This window comes from Vibrio sp. 10N.247.310.24, assembly GCF_041467175.1.
Lineage (GTDB): Bacteria > Pseudomonadota > Gammaproteobacteria > Enterobacterales > Vibrionaceae > Vibrio > Vibrio tasmaniensis_A.
Genome location: NZ_JBFSUD010000007.1, coordinates 17778 through 39330 on the forward strand (window position 1 = coordinate 17778; position 21553 = coordinate 39330).

General features: G+C 43.0%; 20 protein-coding genes and 1 riboswitch. Of the genes, 10 read left to right on the plus strand and 10 right to left on the minus strand.

Going from position 1 to position 21553, the window contains the following annotated elements; translation table 11 throughout:
- The first annotated feature begins 133 nt into the window (after positions 1 to 133).
- Complete coding sequence (clpS, locus tag AB6E08_RS03595; RefSeq protein ID WP_009846337.1) at positions 134 to 454, plus strand: ATP-dependent Clp protease adapter ClpS; 321 nt, start codon at positions 134 to 136, stop codon at positions 452 to 454.
- A gap of 39 nt (positions 455 to 493) precedes the next feature.
- Complete coding sequence (gene clpA / locus AB6E08_RS03600; RefSeq protein WP_012603605.1) at positions 494 to 2767, plus strand: ATP-dependent Clp protease ATP-binding subunit ClpA; 2274 nt, start codon at positions 494 to 496, stop codon at positions 2765 to 2767.
- A 244-nt stretch (positions 2768 to 3011) separates the two neighbouring features.
- Here clpA and infA read toward each other — a convergent pair whose 3' ends face one another.
- From infA to aat, 3 genes are all read right to left on the minus strand, one after another.
- On the minus strand, positions 3012 to 3230 hold the full coding sequence (gene infA, locus AB6E08_RS03605) for a translation initiation factor IF-1 (protein WP_001040192.1): 219 nt from the start codon (positions 3228 to 3230) through the stop codon (positions 3012 to 3014).
- A gap of 81 nt (positions 3231 to 3311) precedes the next feature.
- The gene (locus AB6E08_RS03610) at positions 3312 to 4010 is read right to left on the minus strand and encodes an arginyltransferase (protein ID WP_029223914.1); all 699 of its coding nucleotides are present in this window, start codon (positions 4008 to 4010) and stop codon (positions 3312 to 3314) included.
- Positions 4010 to 4720 carry a leucyl/phenylalanyl-tRNA--protein transferase gene (gene aat, locus AB6E08_RS03615; RefSeq protein WP_102248920.1) on the minus strand — a complete coding sequence of 237 codons (711 nt, stop codon included), beginning with the start codon at positions 4718 to 4720 and terminating at the stop codon, positions 4010 to 4012. The genes AB6E08_RS03610 and aat overlap by 1 nt, the downstream gene beginning before the upstream one ends.
- A gap of 53 nt (positions 4721 to 4773) precedes the next feature.
- Between aat and AB6E08_RS03620 the strand changes: the two genes are divergently transcribed.
- Both AB6E08_RS03620 and aroA read left to right on the plus strand, forming a co-directional pair.
- Entirely contained in the window at positions 4774 to 5229 is a 456-nt protein-coding gene (locus tag AB6E08_RS03620) for a glycine zipper 2TM domain-containing protein (protein ID WP_012603608.1), read from the plus strand.
- A gap of 162 nt (positions 5230 to 5391) precedes the next feature.
- Complete coding sequence (aroA, locus tag AB6E08_RS03625; protein WP_102248919.1) at positions 5392 to 6672, plus strand: 3-phosphoshikimate 1-carboxyvinyltransferase; 1281 nt, start codon at positions 5392 to 5394, stop codon at positions 6670 to 6672.
- Positions 6673 to 6750: 78 nt separating this feature from the next.
- Here the strand turns inward: aroA and AB6E08_RS03630 are convergent, their stop codons facing one another.
- A complete protein-coding gene (locus AB6E08_RS03630) occupies positions 6751 to 6996 on the minus strand; it encodes a YciN family protein (RefSeq protein WP_009846345.1) in 246 nt (81 codons plus the stop codon).
- A 439-nt stretch (positions 6997 to 7435) separates the two neighbouring features.
- Here AB6E08_RS03630 and topA point away from each other — a divergent pair, with 439 nt between their 5' ends.
- From topA to AB6E08_RS03650, 4 genes are all read left to right on the plus strand, one after another.
- Entirely contained in the window at positions 7436 to 10066 is a 2631-nt protein-coding gene (gene topA / locus AB6E08_RS03635; RefSeq protein WP_012603610.1) for a type I DNA topoisomerase, read from the plus strand.
- 552 nt (positions 10067 to 10618) lie between these two features.
- The gene (gene glgC, locus AB6E08_RS03640) at positions 10619 to 11848 is read left to right on the plus strand and encodes a glucose-1-phosphate adenylyltransferase (RefSeq protein WP_080518005.1); all 1230 of its coding nucleotides are present in this window, start codon (positions 10619 to 10621) and stop codon (positions 11846 to 11848) included.
- Positions 11838 to 13292, plus strand: coding sequence for a glycogen synthase GlgA (glgA, locus tag AB6E08_RS03645; RefSeq protein WP_372065308.1), 1455 nt, complete (start codon positions 11838 to 11840; stop codon positions 13290 to 13292). The genes glgC and glgA overlap by 11 nt, the downstream gene beginning before the upstream one ends.
- Positions 13293 to 13573: 281 nt before the next feature.
- Positions 13574 to 14371, plus strand: coding sequence for an alpha/beta fold hydrolase (locus AB6E08_RS03650; protein ID WP_017097713.1), 798 nt, complete (start codon positions 13574 to 13576; stop codon positions 14369 to 14371).
- 129 nt (positions 14372 to 14500) lie between these two features.
- Here AB6E08_RS03650 and AB6E08_RS03655 read toward each other — a convergent pair whose 3' ends face one another.
- From AB6E08_RS03655 to torD, 5 genes are all read right to left on the minus strand, one after another.
- Entirely contained in the window at positions 14501 to 14818 is a 318-nt protein-coding gene (locus AB6E08_RS03655) for a DUF2007 domain-containing protein (protein WP_102248916.1), read from the minus strand.
- 62 nt (positions 14819 to 14880) lie between these two features.
- Positions 14881 to 15561 (minus strand): TVP38/TMEM64 family protein, encoded by a 681-nt coding sequence (locus AB6E08_RS03660; protein ID WP_009846351.1) that lies wholly within the window; start codon positions 15559 to 15561, stop codon positions 14881 to 14883.
- Positions 15562 to 15715: 154 nt separating this feature from the next.
- Positions 15716 to 16306 (minus strand): TfoX/Sxy family DNA transformation protein, encoded by a 591-nt coding sequence (locus tag AB6E08_RS03665; protein ID WP_004736448.1) that lies wholly within the window; start codon positions 16304 to 16306, stop codon positions 15716 to 15718.
- A gap of 127 nt (positions 16307 to 16433) precedes the next feature.
- A riboswitch (cyclic di-GMP riboswitch) is annotated at positions 16434 to 16519 on the minus strand.
- 170 nt (positions 16520 to 16689) lie between these two features.
- A complete protein-coding gene (purR, locus tag AB6E08_RS03670) occupies positions 16690 to 17694 on the minus strand; it encodes an HTH-type transcriptional repressor PurR (protein ID WP_065204902.1) in 1005 nt (334 codons plus the stop codon).
- Positions 17695 to 18010: 316 nt separating this feature from the next.
- Positions 18011 to 18658, minus strand: a complete 648-nt coding sequence (torD, locus tag AB6E08_RS03675) for a molecular chaperone TorD (protein ID WP_004736450.1) — start codon at positions 18656 to 18658, stop codon at positions 18011 to 18013.
- A 285-nt stretch (positions 18659 to 18943) separates the two neighbouring features.
- Between torD and torR the strand changes: the two genes are divergently transcribed.
- Positions 18944 to 19657 (plus strand): two-component system response regulator TorR, encoded by a 714-nt coding sequence (gene torR / locus AB6E08_RS03680; protein WP_372065301.1) that lies wholly within the window; start codon positions 18944 to 18946, stop codon positions 19655 to 19657.
- A 91-nt stretch (positions 19658 to 19748) separates the two neighbouring features.
- On the opposite strand, the gene elyC is transcribed toward torR, so the two are convergent.
- A complete protein-coding gene (gene elyC, locus AB6E08_RS03685; protein ID WP_032500870.1) occupies positions 19749 to 20555 on the minus strand; it encodes an envelope biogenesis factor ElyC in 807 nt (268 codons plus the stop codon).
- A gap of 115 nt (positions 20556 to 20670) precedes the next feature.
- Here elyC and cmoM point away from each other — a divergent pair, with 115 nt between their 5' ends.
- On the plus strand, positions 20671 to 21456 hold the full coding sequence (cmoM, locus tag AB6E08_RS03690) for a tRNA uridine 5-oxyacetic acid(34) methyltransferase CmoM (protein ID WP_372065298.1): 786 nt from the start codon (positions 20671 to 20673) through the stop codon (positions 21454 to 21456).
- The last annotated feature ends 97 nt before the right edge of the window (positions 21457 to 21553 follow it).

Here is a 21553-nt window from a genome sequence, read left to right on the forward strand (position 1 = left end):
CTCAGTATAGAGGAATATTTTTTGGTACTGTTTCTTGGTGCAGTTTCTTAGTACACCGTAATGCGTGAATGTGGTAAATTTGAGTTAACTAAACATTCACGACTTCCGAAAAATAACCCTTAGCAAAGCTAATATGAGCAGAAACTTTGAATGGGCATCTCCAGGCTCAGATTTACTGGAGAAAGAGAGAACTAAAGTAAAGCCACCGGCAATGTATAACGTTGTATTACATAACGATGACTACACGCCCATGGACTTTGTAATCGAGATCCTAGAGCGATTTTTCTCACTAGATATCGAAAAAGCAACGGAAGTGATGCTCAAGGTTCATTATGAAGGTAAAGCTATTTGCGGCACATACAGTGCTGAAATAGCGGAAACAAAGGTAGCGCAGGTAACGATGTACTCAAAGGAAAATGAGCATCCGCTACTATGTACAATGGAGCAAGTGTAAATTGCTCGAACAACACTGTTGTTCCCTTAGGAGGTACTTATGCTAAATAAAGAATTAGAGACGAGTTTAAATGGCGCATTTTCTCGTGCGCGAGACAAGCGACATGAATTCATGACTGTCGAACACCTCCTACTAGCATTATTAGAAAATGATGCGGCCAAGGAAGCGCTCCAAGCTTGTCAGGCTGATCTCGATGCTCTTCGCAATGAGCTCGATATTTTTATCGACCAAACGACCCCACTCATCCCTGAAAGCGACGAGACTCGTGAAACCCAGCCCACGCTGAGCTTTCAACGAGTACTTCAGCGCGCTGTTTTTCACGTTCAATCTTCAGGTCGCAGCGAAGTAACAGGTGCAAATGTACTTGTGGCTATTTTTAGTGAGCAAGAATCTCACGCGGCATATCTTCTTAAGAAAAACGACATCAGCCGCTTAGACATAGTGAATTTTATTTCACACGGTATTACCAAAGGCAGCAATGAAGGCGATAGCGGTTCATCTCCTGATTCATTTGGTGGTGCAGAGAATGCCGAAGAAGCTAACTCAGAAGATCGTCTAGAAAATTTTGCGACCAACCTTAACGAAGTAGCGAAGCAAGGTAACATTGACCCACTAATCGGTCGTGACAAAGAGCTAGAACGTACCGTTCAAGTTCTGTGTCGTCGTCGTAAGAACAACCCTCTATTAGTGGGAGAGGCGGGTGTGGGTAAAACTGCTATCGCTGAAGGTCTTGCATGGCGCATCGTTGAAGGCCAAGTCCCTGAAATCATTCAGAGCAGCGTGATTTACTCTTTGGATATTGGTTCATTGCTTGCGGGAACGAAATATCGTGGTGACTTTGAGAAGCGCTTTAAAGCGATTCTGAAGCAACTCGAGAAAGAAGAAGACGCTATCCTGTTCATCGATGAGATCCATACCATTATTGGTGCGGGTGCAGCATCGGGTGGTCAGGTGGATGCGGCAAACCTAATTAAACCGCTATTAAGCAGCGGTAAATTACGTTGTATTGGCTCAACCACTTACCAAGAGTACAGCAGTATTTTTGAGAAGGAGCGTGCTTTATCTCGTCGCTTCCAGAAAATCGATATTGTTGAACCATCGCTAGATGATACAACCAAAATTCTGATTGGCTTGAAGCCAAAATACGAAGCTCATCACGAAGTACGTTACACCAACAAAGCGTTACGTGCCGCTGTGGAGTTGTCTGCTAAGTATATTAATGAACGTCACCTTCCAGATAAGGCGATTGACGTTATTGATGAAGCGGGTGCTCGTAGTCGTTTGGCGCCTGCAAGTCGTCGTAAGAAAACGGTAAGCGTGGCTGATATTGAGTCAATGGTTGCGAAAATGGCGCGTATTCCTGAGAAGTCAGTATCGTCTTCAGACAAAGATACGCTGCAGAAACTGGATGACCGCATGAAAATGTTGGTATTCGGACAAGACCCAGCGATCGATGTATTGAGCGAAGCGATCAAGCTAACTCGTGCAGGGTTGGGAGCAGACAATAAACCTGTTGGTTCATTCTTGTTTGCTGGCCCTACTGGTGTCGGTAAAACAGAGGTGACTGTTCAACTGTCTAAATTGATGGGTATTGAGCTTCTGCGCTTTGATATGTCTGAGTACGGTGAGCGTCACTCGGTAAGCCGCTTGATCGGTGCGCCTCCTGGTTATGTTGGTTATGATCAAGGTGGTCTGCTAACCGATGCTGTTATCAAGAACCCACACTCTGTTGTGCTACTTGATGAGATCGAGAAGGCACACCCAGATATCTTTAACTTGTTATTACAGGTGATGGACAACGGTACGCTAACCGACAACAACGGTCGCAAAGCAGATTTCCGCAATGTGATCCTAGTGATGACGACCAACGCTGGTGTTGCAGAAACCGAGAAGAAATCGATCGGTTTGATCCAGCAAGATCATGCGCCAGACGCAATGAGTGAAATTAAGAAGGTATTTACTCCTGAGTTCCGTAACCGTCTTGATAATATCATCTGGTTCAACAGCCTTGATCCAAGTGTGATCAGTCAAGTTGTTGATAAATTCATTGTTGAGCTTCAGGTCCAACTGGACGCTCGTGGTGTATCTTTAGAGGTTTCTGAGGATGCTCGTCATTGGTTAGCTGAAAGAGGCTATGACAAGACCATGGGCGCTCGTCCGATGGGACGAGTGATTCAAGAGAAGCTTAAAAAGCCTCTTGCTAATGAGTTGCTGTTCGGAAGTTTGGTTGACGGCGGTACGGTTAAAGTATCTCTGAAAAAAGACGAACTGGATTTCATCTATGTTGGTGCGAAAGAAGAGGTTATGCATTAGGCATACTTCTTAAACACTAACGGCTTATAAAGAGCACTGGGTACAGTTAATTACGATATTAAACGCATGACTTCGGTTGTGCGTTTTTTATGCTTGCTAGATGCTAGATGCTAGATGCTAGATGCTAGATGCTAGATGCTAGATGCTAGATGCGAGGTTGGTGTTGTTGGAGTGGTAAAAAGTTCAGGCGATAAAAAACGGAGCCTTGAGGGCTCCGCTTCTTATCGTATTCGGTAATTAAAAATTAACGAGCACGGAAGACGATGCGGCCTTTAGAAAGGTCGTATGGAGTCATCTCAACAGTTACTTTATCACCAGTAAGAATACGGATGTAGTTCTTACGCATTTTACCAGAGATGTGTGCTGTCACTACGTGACCGTTTTCAAGCTCAACACGGAACATTGTGTTTGGTAGAGTATCAAGGACAGTGCCTTGCATCTCGATTACGTCTTCTTTAGCCATCTAATCCTCTTTCGAAATTTGGCGGTTTTCAACGGCTTGATTGTGCCGTTAAAATCAAAATATGTAAAGTTGTCGCGTATTCTACCCTCGCCACCGCTGATTTACTAGCCTTTGATGACGTTGAAATCGTACTTTATAGTTCATCGCAGGGCATTCATCGATTTGATAACCCAAATATAACCATTGTTTTTGTTCTTTCTGGGCATGTTGGATCTGGAATAGAACGCCAAGAGTTCCCATGGAAATGTCGATATCAGGGTCGAAGAAGGTATAAAACGCGCTCGTACAGTGAGACATGATGTCTGTAACGGCAATGCCGACTAACTGCCCCTCATCATAGATGTGCATGAACTTTGTAGCAAGCCATTCATTTTTAGAGAAATGCAGAAACTCTTCTTTCTTCGGTGGATACATGGTTCCCGAACGGTGGCGAGCGGTTATATAGCGGCTATACAAGTCAAACCAGTTGTCATCCATTTCATCTTTCAGCTCCCAACGCAGCGCTTTGGCCTTGTTGAGTATTCGTCGTTGGCTCTTGGAAAACTTGACCTCGGGAATCGACAGTCGAATCGCTTGGCACGATGAGCAATTATCGCAATGTGGTTTATAAATGGTTGTTCCACTGCGGCGAAATCCATTCGCAAGTAGAACTTCATAGTTATCTGCGGTGTGCATGTGTTCATCAAGCGTGACTGCCACTCTTTCTTCGAGGTGGGGTAAGTAACTGCAAGCGTGATTGTCTGTTAATCCAATTCTGATTTGTTGTAAATCTGGATTCATTAAGGCATTTCCTTTAGCCATTGTTTTTTAAAACATGCATCGTTAACGGACGTTTCTTTGAGTAATCGAAGAGAACTCAGGAATTCATCCCTATCAACCTCGATAGCGCCCAAGGATTCCAAGTGTGGGTTCATGACTTGGCAATCAATGAGTTGTCCGCCGAATTGTGTAAAGTGCTCGCAAAAGTACCATAGCGCAATTTTAGAGGCATTAGTCTTCAGGCTGAACATCGATTCACCGCAAAAGACTTGGCCTCTTTGTAACCCGTAAAGTCCGCCGATCAGTTCATCATCTTGCCAAACCTCAACTGAGTGGCAGAACCCTAATGAAGCGAGTTCACGGTAGGCTGCTTGCATGTCATTGTTTAACCAAGTTTCCTCTTCGGGTCTCAGTGAAGAGCAATAACCAATTATTCTGTCCGTCGCTTGGTTGATGCTGACACGGTAATTATGCTTTCTTTGAAATTTTTTAAGACTTTTTGATGGTTCGAATGTCTTAGGATTAAATACCGCTCGCGGTGCAGGGCTCCACCAAAGTATAGGCTCTCCTGGGCCATACCATGGAAATATACCTTGGCTATAAGCGTTCAAAATTCGCATCGGTGACAAATCACCACCGAACGCGAGTAGACCGTTGGGTTCATCAAGCGCGTCGAAGGGCGAAGGAAACTCTATACTAGTAGTATCAAGTTCGGTTAGGTATATAGTCATAAGTACCGCATTACAGATTAATCACTGACCAAGAGGTCTTTAGGAGTTTTACCATGAAGAAGTTGCTTTGGATTTTACTTGTTTTGCCCATGTTGGCAAATGCAGCTTACAACAGAAACCAAGCCAGACCAGTGAATGAGGTCGTTTACGGTGAGGTTGATACGGTCAGGTACATTACCCAACAGGAGATCGTAGAGTCGAAAGCGAATGGTTGGGAAACCTTGTTGGGTGCGGCAATTGGTGGTTTGGTTGGTAATCAGTTTGGTGGCGGCACAGGTAAAGAAGTCGCAACGGCGGTTGGTGCTGTAGCGGGGGCGGGGATCGCTCGTAATCGCGGCAATACGCAATATCGGGTGGAATATAAACTCGTTGAATTATTGGTTAAAACCAAGGATGACAATCTGGTTAACATCATTCAAGACGTTGACAATTCGATGTTGTTCAATAGAGGTGATGATGTGCGGATTCTCTATTTTTCGGATGGCGTTCGAGTTGATCTAGCGTACTAGTATGCAAATGTGTTTGGTTGGCTAATTAATCGCCTTTATCGAGGGGATTAGCTCTGGAGTTCGTTGGAAAAGTTCGTTAGTCTGCAAGTACGAAGAATTATTCATCACCCGAAAATAAATACGCGCCAGTGACTTCGGGTGGTACAAGGACTATAAGAACTAATGGAAAGCCTTACGTTACAACCAATTCAGAAAGTGAGCGGGGAAGTTAACCTACCTGGCTCAAAAAGTGTTTCTAATCGTGCGCTTCTTTTGGCTGCACTTTCAACGGGAACAACTCGCCTAACAAACTTACTAGACAGTGATGACATTCGTCATATGTTGAATGCATTAACACAGTTAGGTGTTGATTATCAGTTGTCTGCAGACAAAACAGTTTGTGAAGTGACAGGTGTTGGTGGTGCATTTTCAAGTGACAAAGCCCTAGAGCTTTTCTTAGGTAACGCGGGTACAGCAATGCGTCCATTGGCTGCTGCACTTTGTTTAGGTCGCGGTGAATACGTTCTTACTGGTGAACCACGTATGAAAGAGCGTCCAATTGGTCACTTAGTGACTGCACTGAGAGAAGCCGGTGCCGACGTTGAATACTTAGAAAACGAAAACTATCCACCATTGAAGATCACAGGTACCGGTCTGAAGAGTGGTACGGTTTCTATCGACGGTTCTATCTCTAGTCAATTCTTGACGGCATTTTTGATGGCTGCACCTTTAGCTGAAGGCGAAGTAACCATCAAAATCGAGGGTGAATTGGTTTCTAAGCCTTACATCGATATTACGCTGCATATCATGAAGCAATTTGGTGTGGATGTTATCAACAATGACTACCAAGAATTTGTGATTCTAACCGGGCAATCTTACACAGCACCCGGTGATTTCTTGGTTGAAGGTGATGCATCATCTGCGTCATATTTCCTTGCAGCCGCTGCTATCAAAGGTGGCGAGATTAAAGTGACAGGTATTGGCAAAAACAGTATCCAAGGTGATATCCAATTCGCTGATGCACTTGAGAAAATGGGTGCTGAAATTGAATGGGGTGATGACTACGTTATCTCTCGTTGTGGTGAGCTAAAAGGCATTGATATGGACTACAACCATATTCCAGATGCGGCGATGACAATTGCGACAACGGCTTTGTTTGCTAAGGGAACAACCGCAATCCGCAATGTTTACAACTGGCGTGTGAAAGAGACGGATCGCTTAGCGGCAATGGCAACAGAACTACGTAAAGTAGGCGCTGAGGTGGAAGAGGGTGAAGACTACATCATTGTTAACCCTGTGGCTGAACTGACGCACGCGGCGATTGATACTTACGATGATCACCGCATGGCGATGTGTTTCTCATTGGTTGCTTTGAGTGACACCCCGGTGACGATCAATGATCCAGGTTGTACATCCAAGACATTCCCTGACTACTTCGATAAGCTGAAAATGCTGAGTCTATAAAAATACTAAGTCTATAAAAATGATAAGTATATAAAGGTCCAGGAACAAAAAAGCTTGCCTAGATGGCAAGCTTTTTAATTATTGCTGAATTGTAAATTCTTTCGAAAGGTGATGCGCCAAGTACTTAAACATGTTAAATACCGCGGTTGTATTTTCTGTCGGCATTCCGTTGTTGTCTAAGAAGTATTCACCTTTGAAAATGAGTACATCGTCTTTTTCTACTACGCTGTTTGCGCGCATGCCTTCAATGTAGTCATCATGTGATTGGATAATTTGGTTTGCGATAAGCAGTAAATCAAATTCTGCTATTACTTTCTTTGTCATGAGTTTATCTCTGATAACTGAATATATCGTTGAGTTTATGGTGTCGAACTAGAAATTCAATGATTTCACAACCGATTAAGAGAGTCTTTTCAAACATCCACAATTTATTTTGTGATTTATGACAAAAATAATTGAATGGGGCTCGCGTTAGATTCGCCGACAAGCTTAGTATGAGCGCGTTTAGACGTAATGCCTGATGAATAGGCTCTTGCAAGTATTCTTAGTGAGTACTTTATAGCTTCTTTATATTGTGACTCTTTTCTCTATGAGTCGTCGAATTGTCGAGCGATCAGATCCAATTTTGAAAAAAGCGGTTGATCTTCTAGTAATCTCGCACAATAGTAAAAAAAGAAGCAATGAATTTAGAATATCATGCGTAAAAGCCCACAAGTAAAATTGTTGGTGTTGAAGCATCGTGATTAAGGACGTTAGAGTCAATATGGGTAAATCGCTCGTTATAGTGGAGTCGCCAGCCAAGGCTAAAACTATCAATAAATATCTTGGCAAAGACTTTGTCGTTAAGTCGAGTGTAGGTCACGTTCGTGATTTACCAACGGCGGGTCAAAGTACAGGTCAGAAGGCTGCTGCAGTTTCAACCAAGGGTATGAGCCCAGAAGATAAAGCTCGTATCAAGAAAGAAAAAGATCGCAAAGCGCTTATTAAAAAGATGGGTATCAACCCTTATCAAGAGTGGGAAGCGAATTACCAAATCTTACCGGGCAAAGAAAAAGTCGTTGCTGAATTGCAAAAACTGGCTGAGAACGCAGACCATGTTTATCTCGCAACCGATTTGGACCGCGAAGGAGAAGCTATCGCATGGCACCTTCGTGAGATCATCGGTGGTGATGAAACGCGATACAAACGAGTGGTTTTTAACGAAATTACTAAAAATGCTATTCAGCAAGCTTTCGAAACTCCAGGTGAGCTAAATATCGACGGCGTAAACGCACAACAAGCACGACGTTTTATGGACCGTGTTGTTGGCTTTATGGTGTCACCACTGCTTTGGAAAAAAGTAGCACGAGGCCTATCCGCTGGCCGTGTTCAATCTGTAGCTGTAAAACTACTGGTTGAACGTGAGCGCGAGATCAACGCTTTTATCCCTGAAGAGTTCTGGGATGTGCATGCTGATACCAAAACGGCAGAGAAAACAGATTTCAGACTGCAAGTCGCTCAAAAAGACGGTGTTGCGTTTAAACCTGATAATGAAGCGCAAACACAAGCTGCAGTAAGCGTTTTAGAAAAAGCGCAATACGAAGTATGTAAACGTGAAGACCGCCCAACTAAGAGTAAGCCGTCTGCACCTTACATCACGTCGACTCTGCAACAAGCGGCGAGCACACGTCTTGGTTACGGCGTAAAGAAAACCATGATGTTGGCTCAACGTTTGTATGAAGCGGGTTACATCACTTATATGCGTACTGACTCAACTAACTTGAGTTCAGAAGCTGTAGAAGCCGCTCGTGAATATATTGGTTCTGAGTTTGGCGCACAATACCTTCCACCGAAGGCGCTTGTATACGGCAGCAAAGAGGGCGCACAAGAGGCTCACGAAGCGATTCGTCCTTCAAGTGTAGATGTTAAGTCTGAAGACCTAAACGGCGTAGACGCAGACGCACACAAGCTTTACTCGCTGATTTGGAATCAATTTGTTGCATGTCAAATGACACCTGCGCAGTACGATTCAACGACGGTAAGCGTTAAAGCGGATGAGTACACGTTAAAAGCGAAAGGTCGTATTCTTAAATTTGATGGTTGGACTCGCGTTCAACGTCCAATGGGTAAAAATGAAGATACGATTCTTCCTGCTGTACAGGTTGGTGAAAAGCTAGACCTAATCGCATTAGACCCTAAACAGCACTTCACTAAGCCGCCAGCCCGTTTTACTGAAGCGGCGCTAGTTAAAGAGCTTGAGAAGCGTGGTATTGGTCGTCCTTCAACGTACGCATCAATCATCTCTACGATTCAAGACCGTGGTTATGTAAAAGTTGAACAGCGTCGTTTCTATGCTGAGAAGATGGGTGAAATTGTTACTGACCGTCTAGATGGCAGTTTCAATGACCTAATGAACTATGACTTTACGGCTCGTATGGAGCAGAAGTTAGACCAAATTGCAGAAGGCGAAGCAAGCTGGAAAGGCGTGCTAGATAACTTCTTCGAAGACTTTACAGGCGATTTGGAAAAAGCCGATTTAGATGAAGACGCTGGTGGCATGAAGCCAAATCATATCGTTGAAACCGATATTGAGTGTCCAACTTGTAGTCGTAAAATGGGTATTCGTACAGCTTCGACTGGCGTATTCCTAGGTTGTTCTGGTTATGCACTTCCACCAAAAGAGCGCTGTAAGACAACCATCAACCTTGGCGATGAAGACGGTATTATCAACGTTCTTGAAGAAGACGTTGAAACCGCAGCACTTCGAGCGAAAAAGCGTTGTCCGATTTGTGAAACGGCAATGGATGCTTATCTGATCGATGATAAGCGTAAGATGCACGTGTGTGGTAACAACCCTAACTGTGAAGGTTATGTGGTTGAACACGGCGAATTCAAAGTGAAAGGCTATGATGGTCCGCTTGTTGAGTGTGACAAATGTAGTTCTGACATGGTTTTGAAGAATGGTCGTTTCGGTAAATACATGGACTGTACGAGTGAAGATTGTAAGAACACTCGGAAGATTCTGAAAAATGGTGAAGTAGCGCCACCGAAAGAAGACCCAGTGCATTTCCCTGAACTCCCATGTGAAAATTCAGATGCATACTTCGTACTTCGTGACGGGGCTTCTGGTCTGTTTATGGCCGCGAGTAATTTCCCTAAATCACGTGAAACACGTGCACCATTAGTGGAAGAGCTGGTTCGTTTTAAAGACCGTATTTCACCTAAATTCCAGTATCTGGCATCAGCACCGGTTGCTGATCCTGATGGCAAGCCGACAGTAGTTCGTTTTAGTCGTAAGACAAAAGAAAACTACGTTCGTACCGAAGTGGACGGTAAACCTTCAGGTTGGACCGCTTTGTACATCGACGGTAAGTGGGAAGTTACGGATAAGCGTAAAAAGCCTAAAGAGAAGTAACTGAATGTGTGACCCGATCTGATATGGGTTGGCATTTTATTGATGAAAAAGCAGCCATTAGGCTGCTTTTTTTTGATCTAAATATGACTAATTATGCTGTCTCTCGATCGTCGGCCTTACCTGTGTCTATTTGTTAAATTCAGGTCATGAAATAAATGAAATGGATAATAATCTTTAATTATGCAACTTTAATGTGATTGTAACTTAATTAAAATATTGTAAGTCACAGATCAGGTTTTAGTTGTATACCTGATGTATTCCGAGTGTTAACTTAATGTTTCATAAAAACAGTGTAATGTGAGCTGCTTTAAGTCTTAGGAAAGCAATCGGCTTACATAACACAGAATGGCGTATTAAAAATTGAAATCGGCCGGAAAGTCGATAACGTATATAAAACCAAGTGCAAACAATAGTGCACACTTAACAACGTTTGGCTTAGGATATTTTCACTGCATGTGAATGGATATTCGTTAAGTACCGAAATAAGTGTTGGTGCTCATCCCCCAGAGGAAGATACCTCTTAGAGCACTAACATCGACAAGCTATAAATATATGGAGAATAAAATGGCTGGTGTATTGGGAATGATTCTTGCTGGTGGTGAAGGCTCTCGCTTAAGACCTTTAACTGAATCTCGCAGCAAACCCTCGGTTCCTTTCGGTGGTAGTTACCGCTTAATTGATTTCGCTCTGAATAACTTCGTTAATGCTGATCTAATGAAGATCTACGTATTAACACAGTTTAAGTCACAATCACTGTTCCATCACATGAAAAAAGGTTGGAATATCAGTGGTATAACCGACCGTTTTATCGACCCAATCCCTGCGCAAATGCGTACAGGTAAGCGTTGGTATGAAGGTACAGCAGATGCTATTTATCAAAACCTTCGCTTCATGCAGTTGGAAGAACCTGATCAAGTTTGTATTTTTGGATCAGATCATATTTACAAAATGGACATTAAGCAGATGCTTGATTTCCATAAAGAGAAGAAAGCGGCTTTAACCGTTTCTGCATTGCGTATGCCGCTTGCTGAAGCATCTGAATTCGGCGTTATCGAAGTGGATGCTGAAGGCCGTATGATTGGTTTTGAAGAGAAACCGGCTAACCCGAAACCAATTCCAGGTGACCCGGAGTCTGCGCTTGTGTCTATGGGTAACTACGTATTTGAAGCTAACGAGTTGTTCGCAGAACTTGTTGAAGATGCAGATAAAGAAGACTCGACACATGATTTCGGAAAAGACATCATTCCAAACATGGTTCCGCGTGGTGATGTGTTTGTTTATGACTTCAGTACTAACCGTATTACTGGTGAGAAAGAAGAAGTTTATTGGCGCGATGTAGGTACGATTGACGCGTACTGGCAAGCTCATATGGATCTTCTTGAGAAAGATGCGCCATTCTCGCTATACAACCGCAAGTGGCCACTACATACATACTATCCGCCACTACCGCCGGCTACGTTTACTGATTCGGCAAACGGCCGTGTTCAGATCATCGATAGCTTAGTGTGTAACGGCAGCTATGTACGTGGCTCTCGCATTGAGAAGTGTGTATTGGGTTTCCGCAGTAATATCGCATCAGCGTGTGATATTAGTGAGAGTATCTTACTCGGTGATGTGAAAGTGGGTGAAGGTTGCGTACTTCGTCGTGTCATCGTCGATAAAGATGCAGATATCGCACCTGGAACACAGATTGGCGTAAACCTGAAAGAAGATAAAAAGCATTACCATGTCTCTGACGATGGTGTAGTAGTTATTTCCAAAGGAGCTCGAGTTGGTTACTAAGACTCTCTCGGTACTTTTTGTAGCGTCTGAAGTTGAAGGCTTGATTAAAAGTGGTGGCTTGGCTGATGTAGCCAAGGCACTGCCAAAAGCGTTACAAACACTCGAACAAGATGTTCGAGTGACCATCCCTGCTTATAGAAACATTCCAAACATTGATTCAGCTGAAGTGATTTTGTCGACCGAGCTCGATCATTGGCCTCATACTGCTTATCAAGTCAAAAAGTTGAGTGTCGAAGGTGTTCAAATCTTCGCTATTGAATGTGACAAGTATTTTGACCGTCCTGAAATGTACGCAGAGAACAATCAAGCGTATGCTGATAACGGAGAGCGCTTTTCGTTCTTCAGTACGGCTTGTTTGGATATGCTTCCTAAGCTCGCGTTCCAACCTGATATCATTCATGCAAATGACTGGCACACAGGCTTTGTGCCTTTCTTGCTTAAATCACGTTATCAACAACATGATTTCTTTGAAAATACGCGCAGTGTTATCTCGATTCACAATGCAGTTTTCAAAGGGGTGTTCGCATACGATGAACTGCAATGTCTGCCAGAGATGCACAGTTACAATGTGCCAGAAGCATCTGTAAGTGACACGCATGTCACCATGCTAAAAGCAGGGGTGATGTGTGCCGATAAGGTCAATGCAGTAAGCCCAACGTATGCGGAAGAGCTGAAAACGGAGTTAGGTAGTCATGGCATGGCAGCAGAGTTCCAACATCGTTCGGCCGACTTATTTGGTATTCTCAACGGTTGTGATTATGGAGCTTGGAACCCGGAAACAGACGCTTCCCTTCCTCGTAAATTCAAAGCAACGAAACACAGCATGACTCGTGGAAAATCTGCTTGTAAGCAAAAACTGCAACAAGATGTTGGTTTACCCGTTACCGATTGTGCGGTTTATGGCATGGTTTGTCGTCTGACCAACCAAAAAGGCGTTCATTACTTACTGCCTGTCATCGAGCAGTTCTTGAAAAACGAATTGCAGATCGTGATTGTCGGTACTGGTGATCCGGTTTTGGCGAGTCAATTGAAAGAGTTATCAGCACTTCATTCAGACAAGTTCTCATTCGTAGAAGCCTACAATAATGAACTAGCGCATTTGGTTGAAGCGGGCTCTGATTTTTTCTTGATGCCTTCTGAATTTGAGCCTTGTGGCTTGAACCAAATCTACAGCATGGCTTACGGCACTTTGCCTATTGTGCGCTCTGTTGGTGGTTTAAAGGACAGTGTGAATGATTACGATCAGGATCCCGAGATAGCAACAGGCTTTGCTTTTGAAGAACCAACACCGCAAGCATTACTAGCGGTATTACATCGCTCATTACTACTTTATGCTCAAAATCCATCTGAAATTAAGCGCGTTCAACTTTACGCGATGCAACAAGATTTTAGTTGGGAAGATGCGGCAGAAGAATATCTTGCGATGTACCATTCTGCATTTTAACTTGTTGACTTAGCTTTAAAATATAGTTGTTGAATAACAACTGTTCATAATAAAAGAAGGCGCTCTGCTGATAGAGTGCCTTTTTTTTCTGGTCAGATCACATCACGTTTCCAAAGACAAAGCTTGCAAACTCATTTTAGTCAGGTAGAAAAGGTGGTCAGGTATTCACATGACTAGTGTTGGGTTTGACACTATTATCACTTAAAATTCTTAATTGCGTGATATCCTTAGTCATCGCCTTGTGATGAGGCTTAGCTCCATAAATAAATTAAGCGATAGGTATGTCTGAGAGTTTATTATTTCATAAAACATTTACTCACCCTACGAGTGATCAGTGGGTTGTGTTTGTGCATGGCGCAGGGGGCAGTTCCTCCATTTGGTTTAAGCAGATCAAAGCGTATAAACAGCATTTCAACTTGCTTCTCATTGACTTGAGAGGGCACGGTAAATCAGACAACATACTTAAAGATCTGATTTCGAACCGTTATACGTTCAAATCAGTAACGCTCGATATTCTTAAAGTGTTAGATCATCTAAAAATCCGATCCGCACACTTTGTTGGTATGTCTTTGGGTACAATTATCGTTCGTAACGTGGCCGAACTGGCGGCAAGCAGAGTACGTTCGATGGTGCTTGGTGGTGCTGTCACTAAACTCAACACTCGATCTCAAGTCTTAATCAAATTAGGAAACCTGAGTAAGCACATCATTCCTTATATGTGGCTATACAGCCTTTTTGCTTATGTTGTGATGCCGCAAAAAAGTCAGAAAGAATCACGTCACCTGTTTATCCGCGAAGCGAAAAAGCTGTGCCAAAAAGAGTTCAAGCGCTGGTTTATCCTCACGGCTGATGTGAACCCATTGATGAAATACTTTAAAGACAGGGAGTTGCCGATTCCGACTTTGTATTTGATGGGCGAGCGCGATTACATGTTCATAAAACCCGTTAAAGAAATGGTCGAAGCGCACGAGTCGAGCGAGTTGGTAGAAATTGCCAACTGTGGGCATGTATGTAATGTAGAAAATCCTGAAGAATTCAATCAACAATCTATCGCTTTTATCCAAAAGCAAATTCAGTGATTCTCTGGGTTGGTTATCAGGCTCGATGATCCAATAGAATTAAAATAAAAACGGGAAGCTAATTTAGCTTCCCGTTTTTATTTGGAGGAGGTATTTGACCGAATCGTGTCTGTAATAACTGAAACTTTGCTATTCAGGCGAAGCAGCGCCGCACTGCCAACAAGACCCGAATTGTGCTTCATTGATTTCATGACACTCACCACAACGCCACTCTTCATAGATGATCGAATCTTGCTGTTTTTGGTAGTCATTGACGATCGTGCGGGCTTTACTAGCGAGTTCTGGCTCATGTAACCATACGTAAGGGTCTGTATCTTCGGTAAATGGGATTTCACCTTTTAAACCAAACAAACCCTCACCACGGACTTCACACGCAATATTCTCACTTTCTAACAATCCACAGATGATATGAGCTTCTGTCGGATTCGATGCACTGAAGATTTTCATTGAAATAGAACCTTATTTGGCTGTATGCGTTACTTAGTTTCTTAGTTATTTAGCTATATACGTTACTCAGCGACAGGTGCTGAGCGAAATTTGTTCATCAACCATTTAGCAATAATTGGGAACACACCCAGTAAGGCAAATGACAACAGTACTGAGGGAGACACGATGCCCGAAAGTGAATCAATTTCTGCGAGTTGAGTTCCGGCATTCAAGAAAACAGCGGTACCCGGCAACATACCGATTTGGCTAGTAATATAGTAACGACTCACCGACATCGGTGTTAGACCCATCAATAGATTGATAAGGAAAAATGGGAAAACAGGAATTAGACGTAGCGAGAATAAGTAAAATGCACCGTCTTTCTCAACGCCCTTATTGATGGTGGCTAACTTGTCGCCAAACTTGGTTTGGATCCAGTCACGTAACAAGTAACGGCTACTTAAGAAGGCGAGGGTTGCGCCAATAGCGCTCGCGAAAGACACCAGCAGTAAACTGTTCCAAAACCCAAACAGCGCAGCGCCTAACAGCGTAACAACGGCAGCGCCAGGAATTGAGAAAGCCGTAATCATGACATACGCGACAAAATAGATAGCGGCAGCGGCAATGAAATTGCTCTCGATGTAGTCATTCAAAACAGCTTGCTGGGCTTTTGCATTTTCAAGCGTTAAGTACTGGCCGAAATTGACGCCTAACAAGACGATGGTTATGACCAACACAATACCCAATATCATTTTTTTACTCATTGATACTTCCTCTAAATTTTCAATGCATACCATTAGTTTTTCAATGTATACCACTAGTATAGATAGACAGGCAAAGCATAGAATAACTTTCACCAGATATAAAAAAAGCCGCAAAAATGCGGCTTAGTTATCTATATAGATTGCACTGACAATGTTAATTGACGCGATTGATAAGCTCTTCACGACGCTGCTGCGGTATAACAGACCAATGTGTGCCATTGATCGCGCCTTCTAACGCCCAAAGTAGTTCAATACTGACAGAAGACGCATGTGATTCTTTGATGGCGTTAAATGCGTTTACAGAGCCAGATTCATATAAACGTTCTACGGAATCGATCCCTGCTTTTTTCAACATACGCTCAGTGGCGAGTCGAAGGTTGGGCAGATCTTTGAGTCGAGTAGGCTTAGCTGAAGATTGCTCAGCTTTTTCTTCTTTAGCAAAACCCAGAGACGTCGTTGCAAGCTGCAAGATTTTCTCTTGGTCTTGCCACAGGCCTTCAGGTAAAGCGAAATATTTAGTAACGACAGGGAAACCACGTTTTTTGTAGACGTACGGTTGAAACCCTTGTTGTTCGAACTGTTTCGTTGTGCATTTGTCTGCTCGTATGTGCAACTGGTCATTTACAACCAGAGCAAACATAGTGTCATCAGCAAAAAGACCGAAGCCACCAAACATCGAGCGTGATTTTATTTTTCCTAGGGATTCAAATAATTTCATTGAATCCTTTAGTATCGGTTTATCCATGTTATTTATCTCGGTGTATTTGAACTACGCCACCAAATAAGCAGGTCCGAGAGATTAGCAAAATGTTGCAATTAAATTGTCAATTAGCCGTAAATTACTAAATTATTAGTAGTTACTGCATTTTGCCATCGGTAACCCCGCTACCATACCAACGAGTGGTTTAGGCCGGAAGCTTTGCGTCTCACTCTTTCAAGTGATTTGCCCTGTGCGTGACTGATTGAATAGAATAAAGTTTTTGTTGAATGAGGCTCACACTTGTTATTTCAAAATGTGATATTGCTTCAATTAATGATCTTTCCAGTATGATACCAGGTTCATTCGTGTTGTTGATAAAAAAAGCGCACCTAAAGGTGCGCTTAATTATATTAAACTGAATTTATCAATTAATTTAACGTTTTAACTGTGCTTCGCTCAACAATTTCAGGATGCATTTCGAACACACGCTTTTCATGGTCTTTATCTTTAATGCGTTCTAACAAAATTTCGAAAGCGTTCTTACCAACACGACGTTTGGGTTGGTGAACCGTTGTTAACGGCGGAGAGAAGTATTCAGCCAACTCGATGTTGTCATAGCCGATCACTGAAATATCTTCAGGGATACGAATTCCTTTCTCTTGCAATCTGCTCATTAGGCCGAGTGCCATCGTGTCGTTAAAACAGAATACGGCCGTTGGGCGATCTACCATCTTAATGATTTTCTCTGCAGCAAGAACCGCAGTATCACACTCGAAGTTACCTTCAATGATCATGTTATCATCGGTAGCAATCTTAGCTTCGTTGAGTGCGCGTTTGTAACCCGCGATGCGTTCAACACATGCCGCTTTGTCTAAGTGGCCACTTAAACAAGCAATCTTGGAATGACCGTGCTCAATGAGGTATTTGGTCGCTAGGTAACCACCTTCCTCAGAGTTGTCGATGATCTTATCTGCTTGAGAACTCTCAGGGCCCCAATCCATAATCACTTTAGGGATGTCTGCATGACGGTCTAACATGCCTCTTAGTTCTTCAGTTAGGTCAGAACACATAACTAAGATGCCATCTACACGTTTCTCTGCAAGCATTCGAATGTAGTCACGTTGCTTCTCATAGATACCGCCCGTATTACACAGAATCAAAGTGTAACCTTGACGGTAGCAGTAGCTTTCAACACCATCGATAACTTCAGAGAAGAATAGGTTAGTTGATTGAGTAACTAGCATGCCGATAGTGCGGGTTGTATTGCACTTCAAACTACGAGCAACGGCACTTGGTGCATAGTTCAGTTCGTCTACGGCTTTATTTACTTTTTCTTGCGTCGCTTCTGCAACAAAGCGAGTTTTGTTGATTACGTGAGAGACGGTTGTTGTTGATACGCCTGCTAAGCGAGCGACATCTTTTATAGTGGCCATGGTTTTATCCTATTAGAAGCTACTTTCCCAAAGTACGGAATGAAGTAGCCGTTAAGCTACCTAACTAAGAGCTTAAATTTGTAGGGCTCTTTGGGTACTAAAGTGCTAAAAAACAAAAAACCGCTATTGAGCGGCTTGTCTTAACACCGAAATGCTCAAAACTATAATAAGCATAGCATTTCGTGAATGTTTCATATTTTATCGTTTGCGGTCACAATTTTAGACTGACTAGAAATTACTCGCAATAAAATTCACCCGGAAATCCGGGTGAATTGTCACATTCTTCTGAATTTATTTAACGAGTCATCCAATAAGCTTATTCACCAGCGAGGTATTGGGTGTCCAATTTGCAGAATGCAAGTAGCAGAGATGAGACTGATGCGTAGAAACCGAATTCGTCAACGTCATGACATTTAACGTTGAACTTTGGTACCCAAGTAAGAAGTTGTTGCTCGATAAATTGCTGTTGAACAATGAACGATTTTTCTAGCTCTTCTTCAAGTTCCGTTTCATTAGAACGGATGATCAAATTGCCAAGGAAGTCGAGTTCGATAGCGATATGGTCAGCGGGTTCTTTTAGGTCTTGGTTCACCACTAAGTTGTGCTTAGCCATGATCTCTTCCATATCTTTTGCTGGCTTATCATTCAAAAGGCCAGTCTCACCGATATACATAGAAGCGTAAGGAAGTGCGCCATGCTTATCTGTTTTTAAGAATAAGTCACAGAAGTCTGCAGACAATTCTAGTTGAGCATCTTCACGCGTTTGTAGGCGGTTTAGCGCATCCACTAGGCTATCGATCGCCGGCTTTAGTGTTTCATTTTCGCCTAAACCAGTTAGGAAAGAACGAATTTCAACAGAGTGGTAGTGATCGAGTTCTTCTTGAGTGATCTCTTTAGCGAATAAGCTTGATAGCCACCAGTATATTTCTGCTCTTTGCTCGTTGAACGCTTTCGTATCTTTCATTTCTTAGATCCTGATTTAGTCTTGTGGTGTTACTTATATACATCTTGAAGTCACTAGTGCATAAGCACACCAAGGCTGAATAACAAGGTTATTTGCGAAAGGCAAAGTTACTCGTTAGTAGTAATACCTATATTGAATTGCGATGGACGATAAATAGCAAGGTTTAAGATTGTCTTGTATCAAAAAAGATCCATGTTTCTGGCTTTTATCTTGTGTACCACTAGAATTGTTACGAGTTATGAATAGAATAGTCACTGAAACTATTAAATAAGAAAAGTGGTGTAGATGAGCTATCACGTATTAGTCGTAGAAGATGATGTGGTAACCCGCAGTAAACTGGTCGGATACTTCCAGAACGAAGGTTACACAGTAAGCGAAGCAGAAAGCGGCGCTCAAATGAGAAGCGTGTTAGAAGAAAACAACGTTGACCTCATTATGCTGGACATCAACTTACCAGGCGAAGATGGATTGATGCTAACTCGCGAATTACGCAGTCAATCAGACATTGGAATTATTTTAGTTACTGGACGCACGGATAGCATCGACAAAATCGTTGGCCTTGAAATGGGCGCAGACGATTACGTTACTAAACCCTTCGAACTTCGCGAGTTGTTGGTTCGAGTTAAAAACCTCTTGTGGCGTATTTCGGCTGCTCGTAAAACTGCAGCGGTTGCGGTAGAACAAACAGAAGACGAATCTGTGGTTCGTTTTGGTGAATGGACGTTTGATATACCTCGCCGTGCGCTAAGCAAGAACAGCGAGCCGGTGAAATTGACCAAAGCTGAATATGAACTATTGGTTGCACTCTCTTCTTACCCTAACCAAGTATTAAGCCGTGAACGTATTTTGAATATGATCAGCCATCGAGTAGACGCGCCGAATGACCGCACTATCGACGTGTTAATCCGTCGTATGCGTGCAAAAATGGAGTTTGACCCTAAGAACCCACAAATTTTTGTGACGGTTCACGGTGAAGGTTACATGTTTGCTGGTGACTAATTTCCCGTGGAAAGCTGATTTCAGTAACGATACTTGAACGTAAAAAAACCGAGACATCAATGATGCCTCGGTTTTTTTGTTACTGAACTTTTTAATTGTTTACCGTCGGAGTAGTGCTCTCGACAGGGTCATTACTTGTGTCTAGCCAATCTCGCAAGCTTTGCCAAACTAATCCCATCGTCTCATGCCAATAGCGCTCAGTCTGCTCGAGATAGATAGCCTTAGGCATATACTTATTCCATGGTTCAACAATCCCTTCTTGTGCAAGGTAGTTGGTTGGTGCTGGTAATGGTTTCATGCCCGCGGCATTGAATTCATTAAGGGCGCGAGTCATATGGCTAGCTGATGTCACGAGCACCATTTTCTTATTCTTAACAAATGCAGCGGCTTGGCGAGCTTCTTCCCACGTATCTTTCGCCGTTTCAAGCAAAATGATATCGGGTTTTGCCACGCCGAGTGCTAGCGCTACTTTAGCCATCATTTTTGCGTTGCTCACCTCAGTGCCTGCGCCATAACCAGACAAAATGAGTTTAGCTCCAGGGTAAAGACGTAAGATACGAATCCCTTCACTTAAGCGCATCAGACCGGTGCGGCTAAGTTCTGATGTTGGTGGGATTTGGTCATCTACAACGTGACCACTTCCAAGAACCATAATGTAATCGACGGTATCATCGATAGGTAAAAAAGCGGTGTGTTGCCTTTCCATTGGCATTAAAAGTTGACTAGAAACAGGCTGGAAAGCGATTAGGAAAATACCACAGAGGGCTGAAAGGGTAATTAGGCAACCTGTCTTCCTTTTTGCAGTAAACATCACTAGGGCTAAACCCAGAAAAGCGAGAATTAACATTGCTGGCAGTGGCATCAGTAACGAAGACACTACTTTTTTCAGCTCAAACATATCCGAATAGTCCGAAAAAACATCACTTAGTAGTAAAAAGAGACATCGCCTCTTTATTCCTGAAATTCCTGTGACAGAATAGCAGGCACGATAGGACATAATAACTCAAGTAGCCGTGACTGAAGACCGTAATTTCGACGATATTGCCCACAAATTTGCAAAAAACATATACGGCTCTGACAAAGGAGAGATCCGTCAGTGCATCGTATGGGAAGATTTAGAACAAGCTTTGAGCAAGTTTGAGCAATCCGCTTCGCCGTTGCATGTCCTTGATGCAGGCGGTGGACTTGCACAGATGTCACAAAAAATTGCGACACTAGGCCACAACGTTTCTCTGTGCGACCTCTCCTCTGAAATGTTGAAGCTCGCAGAAGAAAGTATCAGCGAAGCGGGTTTGCTCGAGCAATATCGATTTATTCATTCTCCGGTACAAAAAGTGGCAGAGCATCTCGAAGAGAAAGTCGATTTTGTGATGTTTCATGCCGTAATGGAATGGCTAGCAGACCCCAAACAGGCACTTGATTTACTGTTGGAACAAGTAAAACCCGGTGGTATTGCCTCGATAATGTTTTACAACCACCATGGTTTAGTCCTGAAAAATGTGATTTGTGGCAACATTCCTCATGTATTGAATGGGATGCCACATCGAAAAAGGTTTAAGCTGCAACCACAAAAAGGCTTGAAGCCTGAAGAGGTTTATCAATGGATAGAAGACGCTGGTCTAGATATCTGTGGTAAATCAGGCATTCGCTCTTTCAGTGACTACATAGGTAATATGGAGTACATGGGTGATTACCAATTTGAAGATGTGTTGGAACTAGAGAAACAGCTATGTCGCCAAGAGCCATATCTGTCGCTAGGCCGTTATATTCACGTTTGGGCTCAAAAACCTGCGCAATAACAGCGGTGAATGTGGTAAAAGAAGCCACAACAATGCGCTATGCCATCGTAAGAAGCCGCGTCATAAAGAAATAGGCGTCATATCTAATACGTTCGAT

Bases quoted from the DNA above. Each gene is read 5' to 3' on its own strand.
- topA (WP_012603610.1), top strand. From the start codon at position 7,436: ATGGGTAAATCGCTCGTTATAGTGGAGTCGCCAGCCAAGGCTAAAACT.
- aat (WP_102248920.1), bottom strand. From the start codon at position 4,720: ATGACTATATACCTAACCGAACTTGATACTACTAGTATAGAGTTTCCT.
- clpS (WP_009846337.1), top strand. From the start codon at position 134: ATGAGCAGAAACTTTGAATGGGCATCTCCAGGCTCAGATTTACTGGAG.
- elyC (WP_032500870.1), bottom strand. From the start codon at position 20,555: ATGTTTGAGCTGAAAAAAGTAGTGTCTTCGTTACTGATGCCACTGCCA.
- torD (WP_004736450.1), bottom strand. From the start codon at position 18,658: ATGAAAGATACGAAAGCGTTCAACGAGCAAAGAGCAGAAATATACTGG.
- infA (WP_001040192.1), bottom strand. From the start codon at position 3,230: ATGGCTAAAGAAGACGTAATCGAGATGCAAGGCACTGTCCTTGATACT.
- AB6E08_RS03665 (WP_004736448.1), bottom strand. From the start codon at position 16,306: ATGGATAAACCGATACTAAAGGATTCAATGAAATTATTTGAATCCCTA.
- torR (WP_372065301.1), top strand. From the start codon at position 18,944: ATGAGCTATCACGTATTAGTCGTAGAAGATGATGTGGTAACCCGCAGT.
- purR (WP_065204902.1), bottom strand. From the start codon at position 17,694: ATGGCCACTATAAAAGATGTCGCTCGCTTAGCAGGCGTATCAACAACA.
- aroA (WP_102248919.1), top strand. From the start codon at position 5,392: ATGGAAAGCCTTACGTTACAACCAATTCAGAAAGTGAGCGGGGAAGTT.
- glgC (WP_080518005.1), top strand. From the start codon at position 10,619: ATGGAGAATAAAATGGCTGGTGTATTGGGAATGATTCTTGCTGGTGGT.
- AB6E08_RS03620 (WP_012603608.1), top strand. From the start codon at position 4,774: ATGAAGAAGTTGCTTTGGATTTTACTTGTTTTGCCCATGTTGGCAAAT.
- clpA (WP_012603605.1), top strand. From the start codon at position 494: ATGCTAAATAAAGAATTAGAGACGAGTTTAAATGGCGCATTTTCTCGT.
- AB6E08_RS03610 (WP_029223914.1), bottom strand. From the start codon at position 4,010: ATGAATCCAGATTTACAACAAATCAGAATTGGATTAACAGACAATCAC.
- AB6E08_RS03660 (WP_009846351.1), bottom strand. From the start codon at position 15,561: ATGAGTAAAAAAATGATATTGGGTATTGTGTTGGTCATAACCATCGTC.
- AB6E08_RS03650 (WP_017097713.1), top strand. From the start codon at position 13,574: ATGTCTGAGAGTTTATTATTTCATAAAACATTTACTCACCCTACGAGT.
- AB6E08_RS03630 (WP_009846345.1), bottom strand. From the start codon at position 6,996: ATGACAAAGAAAGTAATAGCAGAATTTGATTTACTGCTTATCGCAAAC.
- AB6E08_RS03655 (WP_102248916.1), bottom strand. From the start codon at position 14,818: ATGAAAATCTTCAGTGCATCGAATCCGACAGAAGCTCATATCATCTGT.